General features: G+C 69.9%; 28 protein-coding genes, 1 tRNA gene and 1 riboswitch. Of the genes, 15 read left to right on the forward strand and 14 right to left on the reverse strand.

What is annotated here, in order from left to right; genetic code table 11:
• Position 1: 1 nt before the first annotated feature.
• Together OG811_RS11115 and OG811_RS11120 are read right to left on the reverse strand one after the other, a co-directional pair.
• Positions 2-280, reverse strand: a complete 279-nt coding sequence (locus OG811_RS11115) for a hypothetical protein (protein ID WP_406073934.1) — start codon at positions 278-280, stop codon at positions 2-4.
• 3 nt (positions 281-283) lie between these two features.
• The gene (locus tag OG811_RS11120) at positions 284-1,138 is read right to left on the reverse strand and encodes a class E sortase (protein ID WP_406073935.1); all 855 of its coding nucleotides are present in this window, start codon (positions 1,136-1,138) and stop codon (positions 284-286) included.
• On the opposite strand from OG811_RS11120, the gene OG811_RS11125 reads away from it, so the two are divergent.
• Complete coding sequence (locus tag OG811_RS11125; protein WP_406073937.1) at positions 1,137-1,685, forward strand: hypothetical protein; 549 nt, start codon at positions 1,137-1,139, stop codon at positions 1,683-1,685. The genes OG811_RS11120 and OG811_RS11125 overlap by 2 nt on opposite strands.
• A 259-nt stretch (positions 1,686-1,944) precedes the next feature.
• Here OG811_RS11125 and OG811_RS11130 read toward each other — a convergent pair whose 3' ends face one another.
• Positions 1,945-2,745: a DUF881 domain-containing protein gene (locus OG811_RS11130; protein ID WP_406073939.1), complete on the reverse strand. Its 801-nt coding sequence runs from the start codon at positions 2,743-2,745 to the stop codon at positions 1,945-1,947.
• Positions 2,746-2,966: 221 nt separating this feature from the next.
• Here OG811_RS11130 and OG811_RS11135 point away from each other — a divergent pair, with 221 nt between their 5' ends.
• The 5 genes from OG811_RS11135 to OG811_RS11155 all read left to right on the forward strand — a co-directional run bounded on the left by OG811_RS11135 (position 2,967) and on the right by OG811_RS11155 (position 9,240).
• A complete protein-coding gene (locus tag OG811_RS11135; RefSeq protein ID WP_406073941.1) occupies positions 2,967-3,230 on the forward strand; it encodes a cell division protein CrgA in 264 nt (87 codons plus the stop codon).
• 206 nt (positions 3,231-3,436) lie between these two features.
• A complete protein-coding gene (locus OG811_RS11140; RefSeq protein WP_406075653.1) occupies positions 3,437-5,635 on the forward strand; it encodes a heterodisulfide reductase-related iron-sulfur binding cluster in 2,199 nt (732 codons plus the stop codon).
• A 104-nt stretch (positions 5,636-5,739) separates the two neighbouring features.
• Entirely contained in the window at positions 5,740-7,065 is a 1,326-nt protein-coding gene (locus tag OG811_RS11145; RefSeq protein ID WP_406073942.1) for a hemolysin family protein, read from the forward strand.
• Positions 7,058-8,059 carry a hemolysin family protein gene (locus OG811_RS11150; protein WP_406073944.1) on the forward strand — a complete coding sequence of 334 codons (1,002 nt, stop codon included), beginning with the start codon at positions 7,058-7,060 and terminating at the stop codon, positions 8,057-8,059. Before OG811_RS11145 ends, OG811_RS11150 begins: the two co-directional genes overlap by 8 nt.
• A 167-nt stretch (positions 8,060-8,226) precedes the next feature.
• The gene (locus OG811_RS11155; protein ID WP_406073946.1) at positions 8,227-9,240 is read left to right on the forward strand and encodes an NlpC/P60 family protein; all 1,014 of its coding nucleotides are present in this window, start codon (positions 8,227-8,229) and stop codon (positions 9,238-9,240) included.
• A gap of 56 nt (positions 9,241-9,296) precedes the next feature.
• On the opposite strand, the gene OG811_RS11160 is transcribed toward OG811_RS11155, so the two are convergent.
• Entirely contained in the window at positions 9,297-11,279 is a 1,983-nt protein-coding gene (locus tag OG811_RS11160) for an N-acetylmuramoyl-L-alanine amidase (protein WP_406073947.1), read from the reverse strand.
• Positions 11,280-11,514: 235 nt separating this feature from the next.
• Positions 11,515-11,650, forward strand: a riboswitch (cyclic di-AMP (ydaO/yuaA leader).
• Positions 11,651-11,662: 12 nt separating this feature from the next.
• Here OG811_RS11160 and OG811_RS11165 point away from each other — a divergent pair.
• On the forward strand, positions 11,663-12,703 hold the full coding sequence (locus OG811_RS11165) for an NlpC/P60 family protein (protein WP_406073949.1): 1,041 nt from the start codon (positions 11,663-11,665) through the stop codon (positions 12,701-12,703).
• Positions 12,704-12,771: 68 nt separating this feature from the next.
• Here the strand turns inward: OG811_RS11165 and dcd are convergent, their stop codons facing one another.
• Positions 12,772-13,350: a dCTP deaminase gene (gene dcd / locus OG811_RS11170; RefSeq protein ID WP_089018323.1), complete on the reverse strand. Its 579-nt coding sequence runs from the start codon at positions 13,348-13,350 to the stop codon at positions 12,772-12,774.
• Between the two features lie 99 nt (positions 13,351-13,449).
• Between dcd and OG811_RS11175 the strand changes: the two genes are divergently transcribed.
• Positions 13,450-14,007, forward strand: coding sequence for a pyridoxamine 5'-phosphate oxidase family protein (locus OG811_RS11175; RefSeq protein ID WP_406073952.1), 558 nt, complete (start codon positions 13,450-13,452; stop codon positions 14,005-14,007).
• Between the two features lie 128 nt (positions 14,008-14,135).
• Positions 14,136-14,209, forward strand: a tRNA-Gly gene (locus tag OG811_RS11180).
• A 202-nt stretch (positions 14,210-14,411) separates the two neighbouring features.
• On the opposite strand, the gene OG811_RS11185 is transcribed toward OG811_RS11180, so the two are convergent.
• The 4 genes from OG811_RS11185 to OG811_RS11200 all read right to left on the reverse strand — a co-directional run bounded on the left by OG811_RS11185 (position 14,412) and on the right by OG811_RS11200 (position 17,286).
• A complete protein-coding gene (locus OG811_RS11185) occupies positions 14,412-15,332 on the reverse strand; it encodes a CPBP family intramembrane glutamic endopeptidase (RefSeq protein ID WP_406073953.1) in 921 nt (306 codons plus the stop codon).
• 38 nt (positions 15,333-15,370) lie between these two features.
• A complete protein-coding gene (locus OG811_RS11190) occupies positions 15,371-16,015 on the reverse strand; it encodes a flavin reductase family protein (RefSeq protein ID WP_406073955.1) in 645 nt (214 codons plus the stop codon).
• A gap of 153 nt (positions 16,016-16,168) precedes the next feature.
• Positions 16,169-16,534, reverse strand: a complete 366-nt coding sequence (locus tag OG811_RS11195; RefSeq protein ID WP_406073957.1) for a transcriptional regulator — start codon at positions 16,532-16,534, stop codon at positions 16,169-16,171.
• Entirely contained in the window at positions 16,531-17,286 is a 756-nt protein-coding gene (locus OG811_RS11200; protein WP_406073958.1) for a hypothetical protein, read from the reverse strand. The genes OG811_RS11195 and OG811_RS11200 overlap by 4 nt, the downstream gene beginning before the upstream one ends.
• A 186-nt stretch (positions 17,287-17,472) precedes the next feature.
• Between OG811_RS11200 and OG811_RS11205 the strand changes: the two genes are divergently transcribed.
• The gene (locus OG811_RS11205) at positions 17,473-17,814 is read left to right on the forward strand and encodes a VOC family protein (RefSeq protein ID WP_406073960.1); all 342 of its coding nucleotides are present in this window, start codon (positions 17,473-17,475) and stop codon (positions 17,812-17,814) included.
• Between the two features lie 18 nt (positions 17,815-17,832).
• Here the strand turns inward: OG811_RS11205 and OG811_RS11210 are convergent, their stop codons facing one another.
• Both OG811_RS11210 and OG811_RS11215 read right to left on the reverse strand, forming a co-directional pair.
• Positions 17,833-18,534: a dihydrofolate reductase family protein gene (locus tag OG811_RS11210; protein WP_406073961.1), complete on the reverse strand. Its 702-nt coding sequence runs from the start codon at positions 18,532-18,534 to the stop codon at positions 17,833-17,835.
• 140 nt (positions 18,535-18,674) lie between these two features.
• Positions 18,675-18,869, reverse strand: a complete 195-nt coding sequence (locus OG811_RS11215; protein WP_406073962.1) for a hypothetical protein — start codon at positions 18,867-18,869, stop codon at positions 18,675-18,677.
• A gap of 54 nt (positions 18,870-18,923) precedes the next feature.
• Here OG811_RS11215 and OG811_RS11220 point away from each other — a divergent pair, with 54 nt between their 5' ends.
• Complete coding sequence (locus tag OG811_RS11220) at positions 18,924-19,805, forward strand: LLM class flavin-dependent oxidoreductase (RefSeq protein ID WP_406073963.1); 882 nt, start codon at positions 18,924-18,926, stop codon at positions 19,803-19,805.
• Positions 19,806-19,858: 53 nt separating this feature from the next.
• Here the strand turns inward: OG811_RS11220 and OG811_RS11225 are convergent, their stop codons facing one another.
• From OG811_RS11225 to OG811_RS11235, 3 genes are read right to left on the reverse strand one after another with little or no spacing between them, the layout of a single operon-like run.
• Positions 19,859-20,290 (reverse strand): ASCH domain-containing protein, encoded by a 432-nt coding sequence (locus tag OG811_RS11225; protein ID WP_406073965.1) that lies wholly within the window; start codon positions 20,288-20,290, stop codon positions 19,859-19,861.
• A 57-nt stretch (positions 20,291-20,347) separates the two neighbouring features.
• Positions 20,348-21,403 (reverse strand): hypothetical protein, encoded by a 1,056-nt coding sequence (locus tag OG811_RS11230; RefSeq protein WP_406073967.1) that lies wholly within the window; start codon positions 21,401-21,403, stop codon positions 20,348-20,350.
• Positions 21,404-21,436: 33 nt separating this feature from the next.
• Positions 21,437-21,988, reverse strand: coding sequence for a phosphoribosyltransferase family protein (locus OG811_RS11235; RefSeq protein WP_406073968.1), 552 nt, complete (start codon positions 21,986-21,988; stop codon positions 21,437-21,439).
• A gap of 187 nt (positions 21,989-22,175) precedes the next feature.
• Here OG811_RS11235 and OG811_RS11240 point away from each other — a divergent pair, with 187 nt between their 5' ends.
• From OG811_RS11240 to OG811_RS11255, 4 genes are all read left to right on the forward strand, one after another.
• On the forward strand, positions 22,176-22,808 hold the full coding sequence (locus OG811_RS11240) for a septal ring lytic transglycosylase RlpA family protein (RefSeq protein WP_406073970.1): 633 nt from the start codon (positions 22,176-22,178) through the stop codon (positions 22,806-22,808).
• A gap of 104 nt (positions 22,809-22,912) precedes the next feature.
• Positions 22,913-24,037, forward strand: a complete 1,125-nt coding sequence (locus OG811_RS11245; RefSeq protein WP_406075654.1) for a PP2C family protein-serine/threonine phosphatase — start codon at positions 22,913-22,915, stop codon at positions 24,035-24,037.
• Between the two features lie 129 nt (positions 24,038-24,166).
• Positions 24,167-26,023, forward strand: coding sequence for an acyl-CoA dehydrogenase (locus OG811_RS11250; RefSeq protein WP_406075656.1), 1,857 nt, complete (start codon positions 24,167-24,169; stop codon positions 26,021-26,023).
• Positions 26,024-26,184: 161 nt separating this feature from the next.
• Positions 26,185-26,454: a DUF6458 family protein gene (locus OG811_RS11255; RefSeq protein ID WP_030332052.1), complete on the forward strand. Its 270-nt coding sequence runs from the start codon at positions 26,185-26,187 to the stop codon at positions 26,452-26,454.
• Positions 26,455-26,492 lie beyond the last annotated feature (38 nt).

The raw sequence follows: 26,492 nt of genomic DNA on the forward strand, positions 1-26,492 counted from the left end.
GTCACCTGCTCGGGGAGGGCGGCGCGGAGTTGTTCTGGTCGGTGTCGTACGGCAGCTCGTGCTCTTCGTCGGCCGGGGTGTCCTGAGTCACCGGGCCGCCGTCGCCCGATTCTGCGGGGACGCCGGACTCGACCTGCACGTCGTCGAAGGGCAGCAGGGGCTCCGCCCACGGGAAGGCGACATACCAGAGCAGGGCCACCGTGGCGACCACGAGCAGCACCGAGCCGGCCAGCTTTCCGGCCAGGCCGAACGGCAGCTTGCGCCAGATGAACGCGTACATCAGTCAGCCTCCCAGCTCCGCTGGACGGCCTGCCGACTTGGGTTGGGTGCGGTCCAGCTCGGCGTGAATGATCAGGCGCTGGTAGTTGTCGAACTTCGGGTTGCACGTGGTCAGGGTGAGCATCCGCTTGGACGGCTTCTTGTTCGGCTCGCCGGGCACCGGTGCCACCACTTCGACCTGGGTCGGCTTGACGATCCGGGACTGCGACACCAGGTAGACGTACCAGTCGGTCTTGCCTTCGACCACGATCGCGTCGCCCTCGCTGAGCTCGTCCAGCCGCCAGAAGGTGGCCCGGTTGCGGTGGCCGGCGACGGAGAAGTTGCCCACCTGGCCGGGCAGCGCACTGGTCGGGTAGTGGCCCGGGGCGTAGCGGATGTCGGCCTGGGTGACTCCCTCGACCACGACCCAGTTCTTGTCGAGCTTGGGGATGTAGAGGCCCGCGAGCGGCTTGCCGCGTACCGGCGGGGACGGCTTGACGCTCGGCCCGGCCGACGGGGCGACCGTCGGGTCGTCGGTCGGGCCCCACGCCTGAGTCAACTCGTTGTTGAGGTCGTTCTGGTGGGCGTCGACGATGGCCGACTTGCCCCAGACCTCGTAGCCGGCGAAAAGCAGCACCACCAGGCCGAAAGTGATCAGGACCTCGCCGGTGATGCGAATGCCGGTGCGCAGTCGCGAGCCGAGCGACGGGCGGGTGAGCTCGGAGTAGACGCTCTTGTAGCCCTCGCCGGTCTGGTGCGGCCGGAGCTGGACCACCCGCTCGCCCCGTCGGGGTTGGGGAGGCTCAGCGGGGTTGTCGCCGCCGCCGGTCGGCTCTTCGGGGACCGCCGTGCGGGGGACGGCACCCATCAGCGCTGTCATGTCCGCAGTTGGCGGCCTGCTGACGGGTGTCGCGGGCACGGCGGGAATCAACGCGGTCGCGGCAGGGTCGGCGACGCGATCCGCTCCAGCGGGAGAGACGCGGCCCGGCCTGGCCAGAGAGGAACGGTCCTGCCCGGTCGCCGAGGCGCGGTTGGAAGCGGCCGGTGAGACCGGGGCGGCTGGGGAGCCGGTCGGGCGCGGAGGCCTGGCGGCGAGCTGGGGTATGAACGCGGTCGGTGAGTCGGCCACCGGCGGAGTCGTGGGCCCGGACGGGACAGGCCGGCTGGGCGTCCCGGGGGTCGTCGGCCGGGTCGGCATCTCACCTGGCGTGCCTGGGCTGGTCGGCGCCCCGCCGGGCGTACCCGGGCCTCCGGCCGGGCCCAGGCCGGGAGCGGCACTGCCGGGCCAGGGCGGCGGGGCGTCGACACTCGGGGGACCCGGGGTGTGGGTCGGGTCGGGTCGGCCGGTGCTCGGCCGCGCCGGATGCTCGGGCCGCGGCGGGTGCTCGGTGCGGCCCGGCGGCGGCACGGCCGCCCGGTCGTTCTGAAGCGGCTCAGGGGTGCGGAGAGGACCAGGGCCGCGGAGAGGACCAGCGGTGCGGGGAGGCTCGGCCGCGCGGGGAGGCTCCGGGGTCGCCGCCGGCGGGCGCGACACACCAGGCCGGGTGGGCAGCACCGGCTCGGGCCAATTGCCGGCTTGGGCCGGTCGCGCGGGTGTCGGTGCGGGGCGGTCGACCTTGGGCAGGAAAGCGGTTGGCTCGTCGGTCTGGTCCCGGTGTCGCCCGTCGCGAGGTTCGTCCGGCCCGCTCATTCAGGCACCGTGGCCGAGCGCAGGGCGGTCGAGTCCTCGAATGCGGGGACTCGCACCGTGGAGGTCGTCTCCTTGTAGCCGAGCTGGTAGTCGTCGACCGCGTCCTTGAACCACTGGACTCCCTCAGAGCTGGCGAGGGCCTGCTGGAGGGCAGCGGGATCGCCGATTGCTACGATCTTGAACGGTGGGGAGTACACCCGACCATGGAGCAGCAGGGTGTTACCGACGCAGCGTACCGCGCTGGTCGCGAGCACGCGGACGTTCATGATTGACATGGCCTCCGCTCCGCCGGCCCAGAGGGCGTTGACCACGGCCTGCACGTCACCCTGATGCACCACCAGGTCGTCGTTGCTGGCGTCCGACTGGGTCCGGTCGAGTTGTGGCGCGTCGTTCAGTTCGACCGTGACCCCGGGGCCGGTGAGCGCGGTGAACCCGGCGGCCTGGAGACTGCCCTGGGCGCGATTCTGCTGATCCTTGATCGGGGCGTCCGAGCCGGCCAGCGTGTTGGTCCGGTCCTCGACCTCGCCGCGCAGTGTGGCGGCACGGCGTTCGCCTGCTGCCACCTGCTCGCGACGGTCCTCGATGAGCTGGTTGAGCTGGGGCCGCCGGTCCTCGCGCAGAGCGGTGCCGCCGGCGGTGGTCGCGGTGGTGGTGAAGAGCAGTCCCGCCGCGGCGGCGATCAGGGGCACCCCGATCGACCAGCCCGGTCGGCGTTGACGCGGTCGCCGGGGCAGCAGCCCGGCGGCGGCCCGTCGGAGGGCCTTCTGCCAGGAGGTTGCGCCGGATGTGTACTCCACCGAGCGTTCCTTCCGCGTATCGGGGATCGTTCCGCCCCGGCCGGGACGGTGATGCGAACAGTCCCGCCTATTTCGGTCACTCCGTGCACCGGCCTGACCTCATTTGTGGTCCGGGCGGGCAATCGGGACTACGCTAGCTGTCGAACATTATTGGCCATGGACCGTCGTCTCCGCGCCCGGTTGTCAGGCCGGACGAGGTCGTCACCCCTCTGGAGAGCGTCGTGCCCAAGTCTCAGGTCCGTAAGAAGAAGGTGTACACCCCGCCGACGGACGTCCGTCCGACGACGGCGTCGTCGTCGAGCAAGCCTAGCCCGGTGTGGTTGCCGATCACCGCGGTCGCCTTGATCGTCGCTGGGATCGGCTGGCTGGTGCTCTACTACCTGTCCGAGCAGCAGTACCCGGTCACGGCGTGGGGTTACTGGAACCTCGCAGTCGGCTTCGGAGCGATGGTCGCTTCGCTGGCGTTGCTCTCCCGCTGGCGCTGAGCCGGCTCGGCCGTCGCGCCGGCGGTTTCGCGTCACTCCACCGTGCCCCTGCCCGACAGGATCGGGCGGGGCACCCTATGGTGTCCGCAGGCGGCGTGGCCTACTGCGAGATGACTCACGTTACTGCTGGGTAACCTTCGCGTAGGCTGCACTGCATGACCGAGCAGGGCGAGGTCATCAGGCAGCAGACCGGGGAGGCCAACTCGATGGGCAGCGTCCAGATCGTCACCACGATCCTCGCGGCCGCCATCACCGCCGTGGCGGTGTGGCTTGCGGTGCGTGCGGTCCTGAAGATGGTGGCAGTCATCCGGCTCGGGCAGCCCGCGCCGGAGCGGTTCACCGACAAGGTCACCCGCGCCAGGACCATGCTGGTGGAGACTGCCGGCCACACCCGGATGCTCAAGTGGGGCGTGGTGGGTGCCGCGCACTGGTTCGTGATGGTCGGCTTCGTTGTCCTGTCGCTGCTGGTGCTCGAGGCGTACTTCGAGGTGGTCACCACGGGCGGTGGCCTGCCGATCATCGGGCGCTGGACGATCTTCGGTCTGGTTACCGAGATCATCGGGGTGCTGGGTCTGGTGGGAATCCTGGTGCTGATGGCGATCCGGCTCCGCAACCGGCCGACCCGGCCGGGCGGGCGGTCCCGGTTCACCGGCTCGACCATGTGGCAGGGCTACTTCGTCGAGTGGATCGTGCTGCTGGTCCTGATCTTCGGCTTCGTGATCCGGGGCTTCAAGGTCGCCACCGACCACTTCGAGTTCGCGTTCTGGGCCACTCCGGTCAGCCACGCCGTCGGTGCGGTGCTGCCGGCCTGGGAGGACGGGGTCAGCGTCGCCGCGGCCATCAAGATCGCCATTTCGATGACCTGGCTGATCGTCATCTCCCTGAACGTCACCATGGGCGTCGCCTGGCACCGCTTCCTGGCGTTCCCCAACATCTTCTTCAAGCGCGAGCCGGCCCGGCCCGCCGGCTCCGGCCTCGGCGCGCTGCGCCCGATGACGAGTCAGGGCAAGCCGCTCGACTTCGAGGAGGCCGACCCGGAGAAGGACCAGTTCGGCGTCGCCCACGTCGAGCAGTTCAGCTGGAAGGGCCTCCTGGACTTCAGCACCTGCACCGAGTGCGGTCGCTGCCAGTCGCAGTGCCCGGCCTGGAACACCGGCAAGCCGTTGTCGCCCAAACTGCTCGTGCTGAGCCTGCGGGATCACGCGTACGCCAAGGCGCCCTACCTGCTGGCCGGTGGCGGCAAGGACCTGACCGGCGAGGAGAAGGCCACCCAGGCTCAGCTCGCCCACCTGGACGTCCTGGCCCTGGCCGAGGCCAACAAGCCGTTGATCGGCACCGCCGAGGAGGGCGGTGTCATCGACCCGGACGTGCTCTGGTCCTGCACCACCTGCGGCGCCTGTGTCGAGCAGTGCCCGGTGGACATCGAGCACGTGGACCACATCGTCGACATGCGCCGCTACCAGGTGCTGATCGAGTCGAGCTTCCCCTCCGAGGCCGGCGTGATGCTGCGCAACCTGGAGAACAAGGGCAACCCGTGGGGCGCTCCGCAGAACACCCGCGAGGACTGGACCAAGGGTCTGGACTTCGAGGTGCCCCGGGTCGGCGAGGTGGACGACTTCGAGTACCTGTTCTGGGTCGGCTGCGCCGGTGCGTTCGAGGACCGGGCCAAGAAGACCACCCGCGCGGTGGCCACGCTGCTCAACGAGGCGGGCGTCACGTTCGCGATCCTGGGTGAGGGCGAGACCTGCTCCGGTGACCCGGCGCGGCGGATCGGCAACGAGTTCGTCTTCCAGATGCTCGCCCAGCAGAACGTGGAGACGCTGAACGAGGCGTTCGAGGGCCGAGACAAGGCCAAGCGCAAGATCGTCGCGACCTGCCCGCACTGCTTCAACACCCTGGGCAACGAGTACGGCCAGCTCGGCGGGGAGTTCGAGGTGGTCCACCACACCCAACTGCTGGCCCACCTGGTCGCCACCGGCAAGCTCACCCCGGTGCAACCGGTCGACGGTGGCGTCACCTACCACGACCCCTGCTACCTGGGTCGGCACAACCGGATCTTCGCGGCCCCCCGTGAGGTCCTTGGTGACGCCATCGCGGGCGAGCTCACCGAGATGCCGCGTAACAGCGAGCGTTCCTTCTGCTGCGGCGCTGGCGGTGCCCGGATGTGGATGGAAGAAAAGATCGGCAAGCGGATCAACGTGGACCGGGTCGAGGAGGCCATGGCCACCGGGGCGAAGACGGTCGCTGTCGGCTGCCCGTTCTGCTCGACGATGCTCAACGACGGGGTCAACGGCAAGGGCGCCGGCGAGCAGGTCGAGGTCATCGACGTGGCGAGCGTGCTGCTTCGTTCGGTCAAGCCGGAGCAGCCGCAGGGCGGCAAGGAGACCGCGCCGATCGGCGGCTGAGCCGCGTACACCTGGGATCTGAACATCGACGGCGGCGGCCCCCAAGGGGTCGCCGCCGTCGTGCAAGAATTTCGCCGAGGTGAGGCGACATCGACGGCCTACTCTTGACGACGCTGTTGCCCCTGGTCGGCTTCGTTGCGCTGACCGCGGGCAACGCGTTCTTCGTCGCGGCCGAGTTTGCCCTGGTCACGGTCGACCGCGCGGAGATCGACCGGCGGGCCGCCGCGGGCGACCAGGCCGCCCTGACGGTACGCACAGCGTTGCGCGAACTCTCCTTCCAGCTCTCCGGGGCGCAGCTCGGCATCACCATCACCGCGCTGCTCACCGGCTACCTGGCCGAGCCGGCCCTGGCCCGGATCTTCGCCCCGCTGCTGCGCCCGATGGTCGGGGACAGCACCGAGCGGTTCACCCCGTTTTTCGCGTTGGCCCTGGCCACGCTGATCTCCATGCTCTTCGGTGAGTTGGTGCCGAAGAACGCGGCGCTGGCCCGGCCCATGCCGGCGGCGCTGGCCACGGCCGGCCCGATGCACACCTTCTCCCGGACGTTCGGCTGGGTGATCCGGGGATTGAACGGCTCGGCGAACCGGCTGGTCCGGGCGCTCGGCGTGGAGCCGCAGGAGGAGCTGGCCAGTGCCCGTTCGCCGGAGGAGCTGGGCCTGCTGGCGGCCATCTCGGCCCGGGCCGGCGCGTTGCCGACGGACACCGCGATGCTGCTGCGCCGCACCATCCGGTTCGGCGACAAGCGGGCCGCTGAGGCGATGACCCCCCGGGTGGACGTGGTCGCGCTGCGCGTCACCGCCACCGTGGCCGAGCTGCTCGAGGCGTCCCGGCGGACCGGGCGAACCCGCTTTCCGGTGTACGAGGAAACCCTGGACCTGGTGACCGGCGTGGCCGGTGTGCCAGACGCGCTGGGCGTGCCGCTGGCCGACCGGGCGTCGACCATGGTCGGCTCGGTGGCCCGCGAACCGGTGTACGTACCGGAGAGCCTGAACCTGGACGGCGTGCTGACCGCGTTGAAGGCGGCTGGCGCGGACCTGGCCATCGTGGTCGACGAGTACGGCGGCACGGACGGGGTCGTGACGATCGAGGACCTCGTCGAGGAGTTGGTCGGGGAGATCGCCGACGAGTTCGACCCGGCGAGCGTGGACGACGCCGGTCCGGTCGAGCTGACCGTGCCCGGCGGTGAGCGCACCGTGCTGGTCGACGGGGTGCTGCGCTCCGACGAGTTGGCCGAGCAGACCGGCTTCCGGCTGCCCGAGGGGCCGTACGAGACGTTGGCCGGGTTCCTGATGGCCCGGCTCGGGCACATCCCGCTGGCCGGCGAGACCGTCGAGGCGGGCGGCTGGGAGTTCACCGTGGTGGAGGTGGAGCGGCACCGGATCGAGCAGGTCCGGGTGTTGCGCCCGGCGGAGCCGGACGACGATGACTGAGTTGCTGGTGACCGTCCTGCTGCTGCTCGGCAACGGGTTCTTCGTGGGCAGTGAGTTCGCGCTCATCGCGTCCCGCCGGACGGTGATCGAGCCGCTGGCCGCCGGATCGAAGCGTGCCCGGTGGGCGTTGTCGGCGATGAACCAGATCCCGTTGATGATCGCTGGCGCGCAGCTCGGCATCACGGTCTGTTCGCTGGGTCTGGGCGCGATTGCCGAGCCGGCGCTGGCCCATCTGCTGGAGCCGCCGTTCCACGCGGCCGGCCTGCCCGATCGGGCGGTGCACCCGGTGGCGTTCGTGCTGGCGCTGGGCGTGGTGGTCTTTCTGCACACGGTCGTCGGCGAGATGGTGCCGAAGAACATCACGCTGGCCGGTCCGGAGGTCTCCGCGCTCTGGCTCGGCCCGGCGATGCTGGCGTTCTGTGTGGCCACCAAGCCGCTGCTCATCGCGATGAAGTGGGCGGCCCGCCGGGTGCTCGCACTGTGGCGGATCGAGGCGTCCGAGGCGGTGAAGACGGTGTTCACCGCCGAGGAGTTGGCCGGGCTTGTCTCCCAGGCGCGTACCGAGGGTCTGCTCGACGAGGAGCAGCACGTTCGGATCACCGGTGCCCTGGCCCTGCACACCCGTACGGCGGCGGACGCGCTGCAACCGTGGTCGACGGTGGTGACGGTGGCCGAGGACGTCTCGCCGGCGTCGCTGGAGGTGTTGGCGACCCGTACCGGCCGGTCCCGGTTTCCGGTGGTGCAGCGGTCGACCCGTCGGGTGCTCGGGTTCGTGCACGTCAAGGACGTGCTCGGGTACGCCGGCCCGGGTCGCCGCGCGCCGGTGCCGGCCCGGGTCTACCGGCCGCTGGCGGTGGTGCCGCCGGAGCGTACGCTTGCCGACCTGCTGCTGGCCATGCGCCGCGAAAGGCGGCACATGGTGCTGGTCAGCGACGGCCGACGCCCTCTCGGTGTGGTCACACTCGATGACGTATTGACTGCAATCGTTGGGTGATGGACCAATACCCTTGGTGTGCAGGCAGTTGCACGACAGTGATGGTTGCTCTGCTCACCTTGATTACCGCCCCGAGCTTCCCTAATGTGAGGCACCGACCGCTGTGGGTCGTCTGCCTCGGCCCTTCCCGCACGCGAGGCGCCCGGCGGTCGGTTGCAAAGGAGTCGGTGCCGGTGGCAACCATGCCCCCTCATCGTCACGACCTGAAATCGTCTGCTCGGTCGGGTGGGCTGCGCCGCGTCGCTCATCGTCTACTCGTCCTGGTCGCCGCCGCGACGGTCGGTGCCGGTCTGCTGGCCGCGCCGGCACACGCCGAACCCACGGTGGACGAGATCGAGGCGCAGATCGACAAGAAGTGGGAGCAGTTGGAGCCCACCATCGAGCAGTACAACAAGGTCCGGGCGCAGTTGAAGGTCAACCGGAAGAAGTCGACGGACCTGCAGAAAAAGATCGAGCCGCTGGCGCTGCAGAGCGAACTGGCGCTCAACCGGGTCGGCGACCTCGCCTCCCGCTACTACATCTCGGGTCCCTCGCACGACATCGGCGCACTGCTCGTCAGCGCCAAGCCGGACACGCTCACCGAGCAGCTCACCGTCCTCGACCGCCTGGCCGCGCAGGAGCGCAAGGAGGTCGCGGGCATCCTGGCCGTGCGGGACAAGTACGACGGCGAGAAGCAGAAGCTGGACGCGCTGATCGTCACCCAGACCAAGCAGCAGAACGAGCTGGCGGCCAAGAAGAAGCAGATCGACGTCGAGATCAAGCAGCTCGAGGCGTCAATGCCCAAGACCTCGGTCGTGACCGCGGACTGCCCGACCATCAACGGAGTGGTGAGCGCGGCCGCCCGTACCGCGATCAGGACCGCCTGCGGGAAGGTCGGCAAGCCGTACGTCTGGGGCGCCACCGGCCCGAACTCGTTCGACTGCTCGGGGCTGACCCAGTACGCCTACAAGGCGGCCGGCATCAGCCTCACCCACCACACGGGTGACCAGTGGAACGAGGGTAAGGCCGTCTCACGAGCCGACGCCCGCCCCGGTGACCTGGTCTTCTTCTTCTCCGGCCTGAGTCATGTCGGGCTGTATCTGGGCAACAACCAGATGGTGCACGCCCCCCGGGCCGGCAAACCGGTGCAGGTGTCCAGCATCAACACCATGCCGGTCGCCGGGTTCCGCAGACCCGGCTGATCCCCACAGGCACGACGACGGCCCCCGGTCACCCGACCGGGGGCCGTCGTGGTCGCTCAGCGGGGTGCGCCCACCGGGGACGGCAGCAACTGCACGTCGGCCAGGTCGACGTACATGATGCGGTGGCCGAACTGGATCTGCGCGTACCGGTTCTTGCCGCGGATCACCGTCCAGTCGCCGGGGGAGGAGCCGTCGAACGTGCTGGCCCGGTAGTACTCACCGGCCAGCACCGCGCCGACGGCGTACCGCTGCCCGGCAGCAAGGGTGTACTGCAGCGGCGAGATCGCCTGGTAGGGCACCCCGGCCGGGTAGGCCGTCTGCTCCGGGTACGCCCGTCCGTACACCGGGATCGTGGCCCGTCCGGGCTTCGGGGTGGCCACCATGCCGACGGTCCAACTGGCGGTCGGCGCGGACGCCGGGTTGTGGAACCACGCCCGTTGCCCGAGGTACCAGATGGACGTCCAGTCGCCCTGCCGGCCGGCCAGCGCGTACGTCTGGCCGGCGGAGGCCCGGGCGCCGTGATCCGACACCTCCATGGTGTTCGGGGTGCCGTCAGGGCGCAGCGCGATGTCGTTCACCAGTGGCGCGTCCGAGGATGGCGCGGTGTGCAGCACCACCGACGAGGATCCGCGCGGCGTGCACGGCACGGCAGGGGTGACGCATCCGGTGAACGCCGGCTGGTTGGTGGCGTGGTTCGGGTCGATTCGGACCAACCCGGTGGCCGGGGTGCCGGTGTCCAGTCGCGGCGCGTGCAGCAGGTCGAAGTAGTGCGTCCAGTCCCAGTACGGTCCCGGGTCCCAGTGCATTCCGCGTACGGTCGATGCGACGGTGCCGGGCACGTTGTCGTGGCCGATGATGTGTTGGCGGTCCAGGGGGATGCCCAGCCGCAGCGCGAGGTGTCGGACCAGCTTCGCCGACGTCCGGTACATCGCCTCGGTGTACCAGGTGCCCTGCGCGGCAAAGCCCTCGTGTTCCAGCCCGATCGACTTGGCGTTGACGTACCAGTTTCCGGCGTGCCAGCCGACGTCCTTGGTTTTCACGTGCTGGGCGATGTGCCCGTCCACCGAGCGCAGCGAGTAGTGCCAGCTCACGTAGGTCGGGTCCTGGACGAGTTTCAGGGTGGTCGCCCAGCTTGCCTCGGTGTCATGGATGGCGATGTACTCGATCTTCTGCCGTGCGGGCCGGTCGGAGAGGTCGTGGTTGCCGTAGTCCCCGTCGCCGAACGCCTCGTAGGGCGCGGGGATCCACTCACAGGAGATGGTGCGGGGGCACTCCAGCCCGTCCGGGCGGGCCAGGCGGCGCAGGCCCAGTCGGTCCAGCCAGGAACGCTCCGGCTGTACCGCGCGGGCCGGCAGCGTGATCCGCTGGCCGTCGTCGGTCACCCGGGACTCGCCGGCGCTGATCGTGGTGAAGACCTCGTCGGCGAAGGCCGCTGCGGCATCGGCGCTGTCCGCACCGGCGTAGCGGGCCACCGCGCCGTACCAGGCAGCCGGGTCGGTGCCGGCGCCAACCGGCGCGCCCAGCTCCCGTTGGTACGCGGCGAGCAGTGCCGCCCCGCCCCGGATGTTGACGCTCGCGTCGGTGCGCAGCGCCTCGGGTGCCGCGCCGGTCAGCGCTGCGGCGGTGTCCACGGTCTGCAACGCGGCGGTGGGCGGCGCGGGGTCTTCGGCCTGCCGAGGAGCGGGCGCCAGCGCGGGTCGGGAGTCGTCGCCACGCGGGTCCTCGGCGCCGGTGTCGTGGTGGCCGCGCCCAGGCAGGGCGACCACGTGGCGGGCGTCGGTCAGGTGCATCGGGCCGTAGCCGCCGCTGGTGCTCGGTGTGCCGGCGTTGCTGTCCCAGCGGGACTCCAGGTAGGAGACGCCGAGCAGCACGCCGGTCGGCACGCCGTACTCCGCTGCCGCCGCGGCGTACTGCTGCTGGCGGTCGGCGGTGGGTGCGGCGGCGGCAGCGCCGGCGGGTAGCGGTACCGCGGTCGCTGCGGCGACCACGGCGGCGGTGAGCAGTGCGCGCCGCCGGAGCGACAGGGTTGGATGGTGCATCGAACCCCCTAAATTCCACGGGATGAAGGTGAGGTCACCTTCGCGCCGCCCGGGAGCCTGCGTCAATACCTTTCTATCTGTCGACGCGTCAGGAAAGAAATCTTCGCGTACGGTCCGTCACCCTCCCTGATCGGTACGGAGTGTCACGGCCGCACGGGTTGCGGATCGGTAACAGGCGTCTCTACTCTGGTCATTCGTCGGCCCGATATCAGTTCCGCCCAGCCCGGGCGGTAACGGACCGACACCGCCGAGTCGTTTCCGAGCGAACCGGGGACCCAGGTCCCTCGGGGTGAATCCGCAGCCACTGCGGTAGGGCGCCGACTTCCCGCCCGAACCCGTCAGCTAACCCGGTAGGCGGTCAGGAAGAAGGAGTACGGAACCCGGTGGCACTCCATGCCCCGCGGCCGTCGTCCGAGCGGCCGGCAGCAGCCGGCCCGACGTCGATCGCGCCGCGCTCACGCTGGTCCCGCTTCACCACCGCTCTCGCCGCGCTGGCCGGCGTCGCCGTCGTCCTGACGGGCAGCGCCACGGCGGCCCACGCCGATCCGTCCGTCGCCGAGATCGAGCGCCAGATCGACGCCGACTGGAACAAACTCGAACCGATCATCGAACGGCACAACGCCACCCGGACCGACCTCGCCGCCAAGCGCAAGCAGGCGGACGCGCTGGCCGCCCGGATCGGCCCGCTGGAGCGCCAGGTCGACGCTGCGATGAACAAGGTCAGCGCGCTGGCCGTGCGCGCGTACAAGGGCGAGAACGTCTCGACCGTCAACGCGGTGCTGGGCAGTCGATCGCCCAGCGAGGTGGTTGGCCAGCTCGAGATGCTCGACCGGTTCGCGCACAACCAGCAGCAGGACGTGCGGCAGGTGGCCGACCTCCGCGATGAGCTGGCGAAGCAGAAGGCGCCGCTGGACGAGATGGTGGCCCAGCTGACCCGTACCGAGGCCCAGTTGGCGGCGAAGAAGAAGCAGATCAACGAGGAGATCGACCGGCTGCAGAAGCTGCGCATCAAGGTGTACGGCAACGGTGGCGGCGGTTCGCTGCGCCCGGCGCCCTGCCCCGGCAGCTATCCCGGTGGCGCTGCGGGCACGGCGGTCAAGTTCGCCTGCGCGCAGATCGGCAAGCCCTACGTCTGGGGTGCCGAGGGCCCGAACTCGTACGACTGCTCCGGGCTGATGCTGGCCGCCTGGGCGAAGGCCGGTGTGTCGCTGCCGCACAACGCCGCCGCGCAGAGCCGCGCCACCAAGAACGTCAGCAAGGCCGACCTGCGCCCCGGCGACCTGGTCTTCTACTACAGCGACATCCACCACGTCGGCATGTACGTCGGCGGTGGCTGGGTGGTGCACGCCTCGCAGGCCGGTCAACCGGTCAAGATGAAGAAGGTCGACGACGGCCCGATCCACAGCTACGGCCGCCCAGGCTGATCAGGGGTGACCGAAGGGCCCGTCGCGATTCGTCGCGGCGGGCCCTCGTCGTCTGGCTGTCGTACCGCTCAGCGGGTGGGCCAGGTGCGCCAGTGCTGCCAGGCGCGGCTCGGCGTCGGCCCCCGCTGGCCCTGGTAGCGCGAGCCGTAGACCACCGAGCCGTACGGGTGCTCGGCCGGCGAGGAGAGCCGGAAGATGCAGAGCTGCCCGATCTTCATGCCTGGCCAGAGGGTGATCGGCAGGTTCGCCACGTTCGAGAGCTCCAGCGTCACGTGACCGGAGAAGCCCGGGTCGATGAAGCCGGCGGTGGAGTGCGTGAGCAGCCCGAGCCGACCCAGCGAGCTCTTCCCTTCGAGCCGGCCGGCGAGCTGGTCGCCCAGCGAGATGACCTCCAGTGTCGAGGCGAGCACGAACTCCCCGGGGTGCAGCACGAACGGCTCACCGTCGGGCACCTCGACCACGGAGGTCAGGTCGTCCTGCTGCATGGCCGGGTCGATGTGTGTGTAAAGGTGGTTGTTGAACACCCGGAACAGCCGGTCGAGTCGCACGTCGATGCTGGACGGTTGGACCAGGGTGGGCTCGAACGGCTCCAGGCCCAGCGTGCCGGCCTTGATCTCGGAGACCAGGTCGCGGTCGGAGAGCAGCATCGGACAACCATAGCGGCGGTGCCCAAAGCCGTCGGATTCGGTGCCGGTGACCAGCGCGTCGAGCTCGCTGCTCGTACAGTTGTTCGATAGAATGCTCGCATGGCTTCCTGGTCCGAATTCGCCGCCGACGAGCCCCGACTCGCCGACGGGATCCGCGTTCTCCTCCAGCAGTACGGGCCGGGCTTCGGCTACCTGGCCACGGTCCGCGCCGACGGCGGGCCCCGAGTCCATCCGGTCTCCCCGGTCATCACCGACGAGGGTCTGTTCTGCTTCATCATCGACTCCCCGAAGCGCCGTGACCTCGAACGCGACGGCCGTTACGCGCTGCACTCGTTCCCTCCGGAGGAGAGCGACGACGAGGCGTACGTGGCGGGGCGCGCCCGTCCGGTGACCGATCCGGCGCGGGTCGCCCGGTTGGCGCAGGGCGCCCGGGCAGAGCCGCAGGCCGACTGGCGGCTGTTCGAGTTCACCGTCGACGTGGCGATGCTGACCCGCCGCGAGCAGCCCACCGCGGGCATTCCGGGTCTCGCGCCGGGTCGGCCGGCCGTGCGGGTCTGGCTCGACCCGCACGCCCCGTCGGCGGCGGCCGCGCCGCTCGCCGTACCGCAGGCACGCCCGACCATTCTCAGTCGTGACATCCAGTACACGGCCGCCTGACCACGGCCCAACGACGCCGCTGCCGGCCCCGTCGTGACGGAGCCGGCAGCGGGTGTACGCGGATGAGCTACGCCGGGCGGGGTGCCTGGGTGCACGGGCTCGGCGACTCGGGTACAGTGGTGCCGCCTGCGGGTGTAGTTCAATGGCAGAACATCAGCTTCCCAAGCTGACAGTGCGGGTTCGATTCCCGTCACCCGCTCCACCGTGAGGCCCCAGCTCAGGACAGCTTTCCTGGCTGGGGCCTTATTCGTTGCTATTACTTCTTGCGCTTGCCGTGCCCGCTGCGTGCCCGATCCTGGCTCTTCTTGATCTGCGAACTGAGCGCGTCGGCGATCTGCTCGTCCTGCTCGCGGGCGGTGTGCTGGTAGATTTCCCGCCACCTCGGGCGCAGGGCCCCGGCTGGGTCACGCGCGGCGTGCGGGGGGCGTCAGGAACAGCTCCCGATCGCGCCAGACCACGATGACGGACAGCACCAGCAGCAGGGCGGTCTGGATTACCTTGGTGTCCGGGTGCGTAAGGAAAAGCTCGTTGCCAAAGTTGGCGGCGAGGTGGAAGACGATCGCGACAAGGACACTGCGGCCAGCGCGGTAGTAGAGCCAGTTCATCAGGATGACGAACGGTATCAGCGAAACTGCGAGGTTGAGGCTGTGGATCGCGCCCTCCTCGACGACCTCCGCCTGGTAGTAGCCCTTGATGAAGCCGAGCGGCACGTGCCACAGCACCCAGACGACACCGAACACCAGCGACGCCCACAGGACCTTCATCCGGGACACGAGCGCATCCGTGCCGTAGGTTTTCCAGGCGATCTCCTCCAGGACGGGGGCCAGGAGGAGCGTGATCCACGCCGGCAGCAGGCCCGAGGCGAACGAAAATCCGTTGCGGAACTCGAACTGCGAGAGGTCGTAGCCGAACGGGATGGAGATCGCGGTGGCGACGAGCAGGGCAGCGGGGAGCAGGGCGACGGCCGCCAGCCAGACCCAGGCGCGAGTGCCGCGCGGCGCGACCAGGCGAGTGAGGACGTCGCGGGTGAGCCCGTCCCTGCGGATGAACCAGATCGCCACGACGACCGGGGCGGCGAGACCGGCCAGGCCGAGGCCGGTCATGACGGCGATGGTGGTCTGACTGGGATTGGGCTGGTTCGACAGCCAGGCAGCGGTGAACCACAGCGCCCACGGGATGGCGGTGGCGAGGACGTAGAAGGCGAGGGGGTGGCGGTAGCGGCTGACGTTCTTCAACTCCACTGCGCGGCGCGTATCGCCTGGCCAGAGAGGTTGTGCCGAATGGGTCATGACCCCAGCCTTTCTCCGGTGCAGAGGAATCGCCACGGCCTGCAGGGTTAGTTCCGGGGCGCGTCAGGGTCGCCTCAGGGTTGGGGCAGGGTTCGGGTCAGGACCGGGGCGCCCCAGCCCTTCGCCAAGCGGGACGGGTGCAGGTTGTGTCCCCCGCCGTAAAACTCTAGGAACTTCATGACCAGCGGATCCCACTTGTCCGGGTCAATGTAACGATCGGTTCCGGGCATGAGGAGGTTCTCCTCGACATGCACCCGTACCACCTGAACGTCGACCGCCACAACGCCCGAGTCGGGCTCGCCGAAGGCGTGGATCCGGTTCACCGTCGCTTCAAGTTGGATGAGACATTCCGCGACACGTGGCGGATCGACCTTGTCCGACGGGGCCGGGGTCAGGCCGGCTGCGGCGAACTTGTCCGCCTCGTGGCGGTAACCCTTGGCCCGCTTGTGTGACGGCACTGTCCGGCTCCCGGTCAGCAGCGCCAATCTGTCGACTGAGGATACGAGCGCGGGGTCCGCGAGGTTCAACACGCATTGCCTGCTTCGCCGCAGGTTGTGGGTTGTCTGTGAGGTCTCGTCCAAGCCGAGCATTCCCGAGTGGCCTACCCAGAAAGCCGACGACATCGGGGCGAGGTTCGCTGAGCCGTCCTCGTTGCAGGTGCTGATCAGGACAACAGGGGTGCCGAAATAAAGCACCCGGGGCTCGATGACGCGATGCATGCTGGTTGACCTCCGGTGGTGATACGCCGTCGGCAACTCTGGCAGGCGTCGCAGATCGTGGCTGGCGGAAAACGGACGGTGGCTTCGATCGATATGCCACCGATCGCGACCGAGGGGAGGAGGACTACCGGACGCCCGGCCGACGCGCTCGCGTCAGGTGGATGCCCGAAACTGTTGGTGGCGCCGGAGGAGTTCCCGCAGCGCGTTGATTTCGGCAGCCAGTGCCGCCTGCCCTTGCGGGGTGATCCTGATCCAGGTCTTGGGTCTGCGGCCGTGGTAGCCCCTCTCGATCTGGATCAGGTCCGCTTCCTCCAGCACTGCGAGGTGTCGGGAGAGGTTGCCGGCGGTGAGTTCGAGCGCGTTGCGGAGGTAGGAGACCTCCACTCGCTCGGCCTCCGCGGCGATGGTGAGGATGCCGAGCCGGTTGCGCTGGTGGACGGTGTCGCTGAGCCCGTTCGTCGGGTGCCCGTCGTTGCCGGGGCCGGTGGCCGCTCCATGGGGACCGTCTGCACTGCTCACGCCGACCTCTTACCCGTGGTGAAAAGAGCGATGCTGCCACCGACGAGCAGGATCGGTGCTGGCAGCAGGGCCGCCAGCATGAAGCTGTAGCGGTTCAGGTCCCCCGACTCGAAGTCCGCGGTCTGGAAGTAGATGTTCACGAGGATGACCGCGGCGGCGTAGGCCACGGCCACGACCGTCAGGCCACGACTGCGTTCCAGTCGAGCCAGGACCAGCAGACCCATCGCGATGACCAGGTGCGGAAGCATGCCGCGATTGGAGATGCCCAACAGCGGTGTGGTCGCCCAACTGGTTCCGTTCGAGATCACCGTCGCCGCGTTGAGCAACAGGAACCGCAGCACGATCGGCAGCACGAGCCCGACCAGGGTGCCCACCAGGCCGGCAATGACGTACGCCCGGGTCGGGGTCTGCACGCCCACCCGTGCACCGTGCCACCGATACCACCCGAGGCTGAGCAGGTAGCCGCCGATGAGCGCCACTAGCCAATACCAGCCGAGGGCTGCCGAGCGTTCGAGGAAGTCCCCACCGAGGCCGGTCAGTGCGGGGTTGTCCTGCGAAACGCGCAGATCGGGTGATTCGACCGACTCGACGTACAGGGGTGCGGCCCCTGCCATGAGGACGCCGAACAGCAGGAGTGGCAACCAGTAGGCGTGCCGGGTGATCCGGGTGTGGCGCCGGAGGGCGGCCACCGACGCCAGGAGCTCTTCAGGTGTGTCCCTGCTGTTCGGCGTAGTGCTCGGTTGCTCCGACACGGTGACCTCCAGGCCGCTCGACTACTGCTGCACTACCATTAGGTTTGCACTGCAAATCGTTTTGCACAAGAGTTCCGGCGAGGCGACGACACTCGCCGGGATCGACCGTGGTGGTTCCTCCTGAGCCTCGGCACCGGCTACTGTCCGGCTTGGAGGTGGTCCGTGTTCACCGAAGCCTTTCCGATCGTGACGACACCCGACCTGCCACGACTGATCGCGTTCTACCGGGACGTGGTCGGCTTTGAGCTGACCTACCGGTTCCCCGAGGACGGCGACCCGGAGTTCGTCGCACTCCGACTGGGCAACAGCGAGCTCGGCCTGGCCGCCAACCCGGAGGCTGGCGAGCCGACCGACTCACACCGCTGGGAGCTGTGTGTCTATGCCGACGACTGCGACGCAGCCGTGGGCGCGCTGCGTGTTGGCGGAGCAACCGTGACGGAGGAGCCCGTCGACCAGCCGTGGGGTGAGCGGTCGGCTCGGGTCACCGACCCCGACGGCAACCGGTTGCTGGTGCTGTCCCGGCTGTAGAGGCCGATCGCCGACGGGTCACCGCATCGCCGTCGGGCCGCCGCCGCTGCCTCGATCGTCGAGCACGAGCGGGGCGCGACCGCGCACCGCGTACCGGATGTGGGTTACCAGTGGGGTGTGGAGGACCCGGGTCGGCGTCAGCTCGACCGCCTCCTTTTCGCCGAGGTCGAGGTCCGCGTCGAACAGCCGGAGACCGGTGCCGAGCACGACCGGTACGACGTGCAGCTCCAGTTCGTCGAGCAGGCCAGCCTTGAGCACCTGCCGCACCAGGCTGCCGCCTCCCGCCACGGCGACGTACTTGCCGCCGGACACGGCGCGCGCCTGCTCGACGGCGCTGGTCACGCCATCGGTGACATAGGTGAAGCTGGTGCCCCCTTCGCGCAGCAGACGTTGGCGCGGGCGGTGGGTGACGACGAAGACCGGCGCGCGGAATGGCGGCTCCTCACCCCAGGGCACCTCACCCCCGTCGGCCATCCGGCGCCCCATCACGTACGCCCCGGCCGCGCCGAACGTTTCGGCGATCACCTCGGAGTTGGTGTCCTGCTCCCCGCCAGCGAAGCCCTGTCGTTCGCGCCACGCCATCGCGTCGGTCGCCCAGCGGGTGACCCGGAAGAAGCCGGCGCTCTCCGCCGAGTCCATCCAGTTGCCGTCGCCGCTGAACCGGGGGCCGGCGTAGAACCCGTCCACCGACACCGACAGTTGTGCGGTCACCTTCGTCATCTCGTCCAGGTCCTCTCCTCGGGCGACACCCCGCCTGGGTGCCGCTCACGGATGGGTCGGAGCTGGCCGCGATCCCCCTACCGGAGAGCTGTGTGATGCGTGTCACTGTCGCCTTGCCCGAAGGGGCAGCATCGCTGGACCTACGACTTACGGTCGATGATCGCCGCCTCGATCCGCAGACCGACGCCGGTCAGGATGAGGAAGGCGGCAAGGATGTGCGGCTTGAGCCCGCTGTAGCCAGACGCCATGGTGAGCAGTGCGGTCATGAAGCCAGCCACCAGCGACACGGTGCCGAACGCTCGTACCGTGTCGACCCGCTGTGACCGTCGGTCCACCCCCGGACGGTAGCGAAAACCCGGTGCCGGTGGTGCCCCGGCTAGGCTGCGATCATGCGGATTGGCATCGTGATTCTGCCCGACCAGCGTTGGGCCGAGTCGCAGCATCGCTGGCGGCAGGTCGACGAGTGGGGCTTCGACCACGCCTGGACGTACGACCACCTGGGCTGGCGGGACCTGGTCGACGGCCCGTGGTTCGACTCGATGGCCACGTTGACCGCTGCCGCCACGGTGACCTCCCGGATCCGGCTGGGCACCCTCGTCGCGTCGCCGAACTTCCGGCACCCGGCCGCGTTCGCCCGGCAGATCACCACGGTGGATGACGTCTCCGACGGTCGGCTGCTGCTCGGCCTGGGTGCCGGCGGGATCGGCTTCGACTCGGCCGTGCTGGGCGGTGAGACGCTGCCGCCGCGTCAGCGGGTCGACCGGTTCGCCGAGTTCACCGAGCTGCTTGATCTGATCCTGCAGGAGGACGGCACCACCTGGCGTGGTGACTGGTTCGCCGCGGTGGACGCCCGCAACAACCCCGGCTGCGTGCAGCAGCCCCGGGTGCCGTTCGTGGTGGCCGCCAACGGGCCACGGTCGATGCGACTGGTGGCCCGCTTCGGGCAGGGGTGGGTGACCACCGGCACTGGTGACGACAACGACCTGGAGAGTTGGTGGGACAGCGTGTCGACGCTGTCCGTGCGGATGGACCGGACCCTGGACGAGGCCGGCCGCGATCCGGCCACCCTGGACCGTTATCTCCTGCTGGATTCGGCACCGGTCTTCTCGCTCAGCAGCGCGCAGTTCTTCGCCGATCAGGTCGGTCGGGCCGCCGATCTCGGCTTCACCGACGTGGTGACGCACTGGCCGCGCGCCAGCAGTTGGTACGCCGGTGACGAGGCCATCCTGGTGGACGTGGCGACCCGACTGCTGCCGGAGCTTCGCGGCTGAGGCGGCGGCGCCAACGGCGGGCGGCCACCGTCGGGGAAGCCCCGGCAACCGGTTCAGGTGCCGAGGTCGCCGCTGGCCACGCCGCCCTCGCCGCCGGAGACCAGCCGCAGGCGGAGGCAGACGATCGGGGTGTCGCCGTCGACCGGGGTGCCGAGCCGCGCCCAGTAGGCCGAGTGCCCCGCCCGCCATTCCTCGATCGAGCGGTCACCCTCACCTTCGGCGCGGGCAAAATCCCATGGCACGTCGGCGAAGCGGACCACCTCGACTCCGGTGATCTCCACGACGCCGGCCAGCGCATCGTCGTCGTCGACCAGGGCGAGCCGTTCGCCGACGTGCTCCAACGCCTCGCCCTCTTCCGCGTACTCGGCGAGCCGGCCGGCCGTCGCGGTCTTCACGCCGGCCAGCACCAGGGTGTTGAGGGTTGCCCGTAGCTCGCCGGGGGTGCCGAGGGCGAGGGCGCGCAGGTCACCGATCCGAGGCCACATCCTGCCGAGGCTAGGCCAGCGCGGCCCGCACCGCTGCCGTAATTCGCCGGGCTCTGCTCAGATCAACTGGCCGGCATAGCCGGCGGCGGCGAGTAGTCGGTCGTCGCCACTGGCCGCGTGCGCGTCGAGCACCGCGTCGGCGAGTTTGACCACGTGCGCGTCGCCGTGCCGGGCCGCGCGGGCGAAGACCTCCGCCGGGGTCGCGGCGGTCACGGTCGGCGGCGCGATGCCGTCGGCTGGGGCGTACACCGAGGTCATGGCCGCCGTCGCGGACCAGGCCGCGGCGAGGCTCGGTGCCCACAGACCCCGGTCCAGTGCCGGCAGGGTACGCAGCACGGCGGTCGGCGCGGTGACCGCGTGCACCAGCATGACCGGCGCCGCGTGCCCGAAGCGCAGGTAGTCCAGCCCGGCCCGGTGCACCAACGTGGTGAGCCCGCGCTTCGCCTCGGCCGGGCTGCGCGCGGGGTGCAGCGCCGCGAGCGCCGGCTCCCATCGGGGTACGCCCGGCAGTTGGCCCAGCCGATCCCGAACGCCCCCGGTCTGGTCGTCGATCCGGGGCAGCCCGGCCAGCGCGGTGTCCACGTCGATCCCGTCATTCGGCCCGTCCGACTCGCCGACGGTGACGCCGTCGAGCAGCCGGGCGGCGCCGGGGACCGGCTGCCAGCGGGCCGCCCAGTAGCCGAGGGCCTGGCCCAACTCGGTGAGTCGCTGCGGGTTCACCTGGTCCGAGCCGAGCGCGCGTACGGCGTGCCCGACCCGGATCACACCGTGGGTGGCGCCGGCGGCGATGCCGGGCAGCAGCCGGGGCCACCAGGTGCCGAGCACGTCGCGCCACGGGCGTTCGCGCAGTTGCCGGTCGAAGTACGCCAGCCAGTCACCGGCCCGCTTCGGATCGCCCAGCGCCCCCCGCCAGTCGTCGATTGGGTGCAGCCCTCGGGGCAGCTCGTCGAGCCGGCCGAGGTAGTCGTCGAGCCAGCGGTGCACCCGCTGCTGGTGCCCGTGTCGGGCCAGCGCCTCGACTGCCATCGGCCCGTGGTTGGAGAGCCAGCCCTCGTATTCGGGGCCGGTGCGGTGTAGTCGTTCGTACGCCTCGTCGAGAATTTCAGCACTCATGCGTCGATCGTCGGAGGTGAACCTCGGTTCAGGTCAAGCCGGCAGATCCGCGGCGTTGATCAGGCCGGTGATCCGTAGGTCGGCCGCGATCTCGGGCGGGCAGTCGACGGTCACGACGGCGGTGCCCAGCACCTCGGCACCGCGCGCGGCGCAGATGTCGTAGAGGGCGCGAAGTTGCGCGCCGGTACGCACCCAGTCGTCCACCACCAGCACCCGGTCGTCGGGGCCGAGGTGCCGGTCCCGTACGGCCAGGTCGACCTGCCGACCCCGGTAGTCCGGTGGGCTCTGTGCCCAGGTGAGCGGCCCGGCCGGCAGCCGACCGTCGCCGGGTTTGTGAGCGGCCACGAAGCCGACCCCGAGGGCGGTGGCGGCCAGCGGCCCGAGCAGCAGCCCGGTGACCGCCGGGGCGAGCACCACGGTCGGCCGGGCGGCCCGGTATGGCGCCACCAGGGCCGGTCCCAGCTCGGCCAGCACCGCCGGGTCCCGCCACCAACCGGAGATGTCGCTGACCAGGTGACTGGTGCCGGGGCCGGGATCGATCCACTGGAACAGGGCGGCCAGTCGGTCGGTCAGGTCAGCGGGCATCCGCCTATCCTGCGGCACCCGTGGTCGGCGTGTCGGCACCCGGGCCACCCGGCCCACCTGGGGTCGGATGATCGGCTAGACGTACCAGCGCAAATGCGGTCATACCACTATGATCACGTTGACTTCGGAAGTGCTTCTCTCGTTACGGTCCGACCCGGTTTGTTCAGTCGACGAAAGGACCGGGCCGGTGGCAGGTAAGCACTCCCGTACCCGCATCTTCTCCTCCCCGGCGGGCATCGTGGCCACCGCGGCGGTCGGCGTCGCCCTCGCCGTCGGGGGCACGTTCGGTGCCGTGCAGCTGACCTCCGGCTCCGGTCAGTCAGAGCAGGCGGCTCTCGATTTCACCCCGACCACCGCCGCCAGCAGCTTCACCCCCAGCTCCCCGGCAGCCTCTCCGAGTGCCAGCGCCCCGCCGAGCGTTTCCGCCAGCCCGTCGGCCTCCCGGTCGCAGCAGGCCGCCTCCCGAGCCAAGGCCCGCACCGTGCCGCCGAAGCCGAGCCCAACCGCCAAGAAGACCACGAAGGCACCGAATGTGCTGGCGAGCGGCTCGTGCGGTGCGTCGTTCTACTCCGACGGGCAGCTCACCGCCAACGGTGAGTCGTTCAACCCGAATGAGCTGACCGCCGCGCACAAGACGCTGTCGTTCAACACCAAGGTCCGGGTGACCAATCCGGCCAACGGCAAGTCGGTCGTGGTGCGCATCAACGATCGTGGCCCGTTCATCGACGGCCGCTGCCTGGACCTCTCCCGGGCGGCGTTCGCCACCATCGCGTCGGTCGACGTGGGCGCGCTCACTGTCCGCTACGAGGTCCTCGGCTGACCGGGGCAGGTGACGCCGATTCGGCCGGCCAACCGGGCCGGCTGGACAGAACCTCCTCAGACGACGGGTCAGGTTCATTCACCGTTTCCCGCGGATCAGGCAAACTGTCCCTCGTATCCACGCGACTCCTCCAGTCGGGCCGTCGCCCGCTGAGCCCCGGATCCCGCGCCGGCCTCGGCGCGGCCCTCGTTCTGCTCGCGATCGTGTCGGCGGTGGAGGCGGCGGACGGCCGGTTGGCGCACTACGTCGCGCTGTTGGCGGCCGTACCGTTCCTGGCCGCCGCCCTGGCGTCCTGGCCGGTGGTGCTGGCGGTGGGCGTCGCGGCGACCCTGACCGGGGCCGGCTTCGCCCTGGTCGAGCCGAAGATGTCGCTGGTCACCTCGGTCAACGTGGTCGCGGTCGCGTTCGCCACCGGGTTGGCGGTGGTGGTGGCGTCGCTTCGACAGCGGCAGGCGGAGAAGCTCGTCGAGCTGACCAAGCTCGCCTCGGTGGCCCAACAGGCGGTGCTGCGTCCGCTCGGGCCGCAGGTCGGCACGCTTTCGGTCGCGGGTCGCTACATCTCCTCCACCGCGACGGCCGAGATCGGCGGTGACCTGTACGAGGCCATCGACACGCCCTACGGCGTACGCATGATCATCGGTGATGTGCGCGGCAAGGGCCTGGACGCGGTCCGGCTGGCGAGCATCGTCCTCGGCTCCTACCGGCACGTGGCGTACGAGCGGGCCGACCTGCGCGCCGTCGTCGCCGACCTGGACCGCGCGGTGGCCCGCAACGTCGGTGACGAGGACTTCGTGACCGCGGCCCTGGTCGAGGAGCGCGGCGGCACGCTCACGATCGTCAACTGCGGGCATCCGCCACCGCTGCTGCTGCGCCGGGGCGCGGTGATCCCGCTGGAGCCGCCGGCGCCGGCGCCTCCGCTCGGGTTCATGCCGGTGGTCCGCCCCCGGGTCGAACGCCTGGAACCCGGGGACCGGCTGCTGCTGTTCACTGACGGCCTGGGCGAGGCCCGGCGCGACGGCGAGTTCTTCCCCACGGCCGACCGGGCCTGGCGACTGCTCGGCCACGGCACGGTCGCCGACGGGCTGGCCTCGCTGGAGACCGCCCTGGTCGAGTGGGTCCATGGTCGGCTCGACGATGACATCGCCCTGGTCCTCATGGAGTACGTCGGCGCCCGTAACGGCGCGGCGGCAGCCGTCCCGAGTTGGGAGGTCGGCGCCGCCGAGAGCTGATCGGGCCGGTCCGGCACGGAGGTGTGTAATCGCCGTCACTTGGGCGATCCACTTGTCGCTTCCTACCCGCGAGTAATACAGTCGGGGTTACTGATCGGTAACACCTGTCCGGAAGCGGGGCCAGTGACCATGACCCACTACAAGAGCAACCTGCGGGACCTTGAGTTCAACCTGTTCGAGGTCTTCGGGGCGGACCAGGCGTTCGGCCAGGAACCGTACTCGGAACTCGACGTCGACACCGCCCGCAGCTTCCTCGCTGAGCTTGACCGCCTCGCTCGCGAGGACCTGGCCGCCAGCTACACGGACAGTGACCGCAACCCGCCGGTGTTCGACCCGGCCACGCACACCGCGCCGCTGCCGGCGTCGTTCAAGAAGTCCTACCAGGCATTCATGGACTCCGAGTTCTGGCGCCTGGACCTTCCGCCGGCACTGGGTGGCACCAACGCGCCGCGCGCCCTCTGGTGGGCGCTCGCCGAGCTGGTGCTCGGCTCGAACGCCCCCATCTGGATGTACGCCTCCGGCCCGTCCTTCGCGCACGTGCTGCACGTCGAGGGCACCGAGCGGCAGAAGAAGTGGGCCAAGCTCTTCATCGACAAGCAGTGGGGCTCCACCATGGTGCTCACCGAGCCGGACGCCGGCTCGGATGTCGGCGCCGGCCGCGCCCGCGCCATCCAGCAGCCGGACGGCTCGTGGCACGTCGAGGGCGTCAAGCGCTTCATCACCTCGGGCGAGCACGACCTGAGCGACAACATCGTGCACTACGTGCTGGCCCGCCCGGTGGGCGTGGAGGGCGTCGGTGGCCCCGGCACCAAGGGCCTGTCGCTCTTCGTGGTGCCGAAGTTCCACTTCGACGAAACCACCGGTGAGCTGGGTGAGCGCAACGGCGTCTACACCACGAACGTCGAGCACAAGATGGGTCTGAAGGTCTCCAACACCTGCGAGCTGACCTTCGGCGAGCACGGCGTACCGGCCAAGGGTTGGCTGCTGGGCGACAAGCACGACGGCATCCGGCAGATGTTCATGATCATTGAGTACGCCCGGATGCTGGTCGGCACCAAGGCCATCGCCACCCTCTCCACCGGCTACCTCAACGCCCTGGAGTACGCGAAGAGCCGGGTGCAGGGCGCCGACCTGATCCAGCAGGCGGACAAGACCGCCCCGCGGGTCACCATCACCCACCACCCGGACGTGCGCCGCTCGCTGCTGCTGCAGAAGTCGTACGCCGAGGGTCTGCGTGCCCTGGTTCTCTACACCGCCACCTGGCAGGACAAGGTCGCCATCGCCGAGGCGGCCGGCGACGAGAAGGCCACCAAGCTGGCCAAGCGGGTCAACGACCTGCTGCTGCCGCTGGTCAAGGGCGTCGGCTCGGAGCGGGCGTACGAGATGCTCGGGCACGAGGCTCTGCAGACCTTCGGCGGCTCCGGGTTCCTCCAGGACTACCCGCTGGAGCAGTACGTCCGCGACGCCAAGATCGACACCCTGTACGAGGGCACCACCGCCATCCAGAGCCTGGACCTGATCTTCCGCAAGATCGTCCGGGACAACGGCAAGGCGCTCATGGCGGTCGCCGGCGAGATCCAGGAGTTCATCTCCTCCGAGGCGGGCAACGGCCAACTCAAGGAGGAACGGCAGGCGCTCGGCAAGGCGCTCGTCGAGGTCCAGAACATCCTCGGCGTCATGACCGGCTGGTTGGGCGAGGCGCAGGGTGGCGACACCCGCGCGCTCTACAAGGTCGGGCTGAGCAGCCGGCGGTTCCTGCTGGCGATCGGCGACCTGGTGGTCGGCTGGCTGCTTCAGAAGCAGGCCGACGTCGCGCTCAAGGCGCTGGCCGGCGAGGTCTCCGCCGCCGACAAGGCGTTCTACACCGGCAAGGTGGCTGCTGCCCGTTTCTTCGCCCGCGAGGTGCTGCCCCGCATCGGCGCCGACCGGCGGATCGTCGAGGGCACCGACCTCGACATCATGGACCTCCCGGAGGAGGCCTTCTGACCGTGCAGGGGGCAGCCGGCCCGCGCCGGGGGGCACCGGCCGGTTGAGGGCGAGCACGTATTGGGCGAGCCCGGCCGGGTATGCCCGTGGCGTGGCGGGTAACCGTCGCGTGACCTTGAAAGGGAACGCCCAGAGCCACCGCACGGGGGAGTGCAGCGCACATGGGTGTAGGAAGCGGCATTTTTCTCATCGCGATCGGCGCGATCCTGACCTTCGCGCTGAGAGCAAACGTCTGGTGGATCGACGTCCGGGCGGTCGGCTGGGTGTTCATCCTGGCCGGGTTGGCCGTACTGCTGACCACGCTCTGGTTCTGGCAGGACCGGCGCAAGCGGGCCCGGACCCTCATCGTGGAGGAGAACCGGCTGTCTCATCCGACGGCGATGATGCCGCCACCGCCAGACCCGCCGCCACCAACCGCGCCGCCGTCCTGAGCCCTGCACAACCAGGACGCGTGCCCCCTGAGCCACCC

It is taken from the genome of Micromonospora sp. NBC_01638, from assembly GCF_045209745.1.
Classification (GTDB): domain Bacteria; phylum Actinomycetota; class Actinomycetes; order Mycobacteriales; family Micromonosporaceae; genus Micromonospora.

What these genes read in the sequence shown, in the direction of transcription:
- OG811_RS11115 (WP_406073934.1), bottom strand. Translation starts at nt 280, where the DNA reads ATGTACGCGTTCATCTGGCGCAAGCTGCCGTTCGGCCTGGCCGGAAAG.
- OG811_RS11125 (WP_406073937.1), top strand. Translation starts at nt 1,137, where the DNA reads ATGTCCGCAGTTGGCGGCCTGCTGACGGGTGTCGCGGGCACGGCGGGA.
- OG811_RS11120 (WP_406073935.1), bottom strand. Translation starts at nt 1,138, where the DNA reads ATGACAGCGCTGATGGGTGCCGTCCCCCGCACGGCGGTCCCCGAAGAG.
- OG811_RS11140 (WP_406075653.1), top strand. Translation starts at nt 3,437, where the DNA reads ATGGGCAGCGTCCAGATCGTCACCACGATCCTCGCGGCCGCCATCACC.
- OG811_RS11150 (WP_406073944.1), top strand. Translation starts at nt 7,058, where the DNA reads ATGACTGAGTTGCTGGTGACCGTCCTGCTGCTGCTCGGCAACGGGTTC.
- OG811_RS11160 (WP_406073947.1), bottom strand. Translation starts at nt 11,279, where the DNA reads ATGCACCATCCAACCCTGTCGCTCCGGCGGCGCGCACTGCTCACCGCC.
- dcd (WP_089018323.1), bottom strand. Translation starts at nt 13,350, where the DNA reads ATGCTGCTCTCCGACCGCGACCTGGTCTCCGAGATCAAGGCCGGCACG.
- OG811_RS11175 (WP_406073952.1), top strand. Translation starts at nt 13,450, where the DNA reads ATGGCTTCCTGGTCCGAATTCGCCGCCGACGAGCCCCGACTCGCCGAC.
- OG811_RS11190 (WP_406073955.1), bottom strand. Translation starts at nt 16,015, where the DNA reads ATGCATCGCGTCATCGAGCCCCGGGTGCTTTATTTCGGCACCCCTGTT.
- OG811_RS11210 (WP_406073961.1), bottom strand. Translation starts at nt 18,534, where the DNA reads ATGACGAAGGTGACCGCACAACTGTCGGTGTCGGTGGACGGGTTCTAC.
- OG811_RS11220 (WP_406073963.1), top strand. Translation starts at nt 18,924, where the DNA reads ATGCGGATTGGCATCGTGATTCTGCCCGACCAGCGTTGGGCCGAGTCG.
- OG811_RS11225 (WP_406073965.1), bottom strand. Translation starts at nt 20,290, where the DNA reads ATGTGGCCTCGGATCGGTGACCTGCGCGCCCTCGCCCTCGGCACCCCC.
- OG811_RS11230 (WP_406073967.1), bottom strand. Translation starts at nt 21,403, where the DNA reads ATGAGTGCTGAAATTCTCGACGAGGCGTACGAACGACTACACCGCACC.
- OG811_RS11235 (WP_406073968.1), bottom strand. Translation starts at nt 21,988, where the DNA reads ATGCCCGCTGACCTGACCGACCGACTGGCCGCCCTGTTCCAGTGGATC.
- OG811_RS11250 (WP_406075656.1), top strand. Translation starts at nt 24,167, where the DNA reads ATGACCCACTACAAGAGCAACCTGCGGGACCTTGAGTTCAACCTGTTC.
- OG811_RS11255 (WP_030332052.1), top strand. Translation starts at nt 26,185, where the DNA reads ATGGGTGTAGGAAGCGGCATTTTTCTCATCGCGATCGGCGCGATCCTG.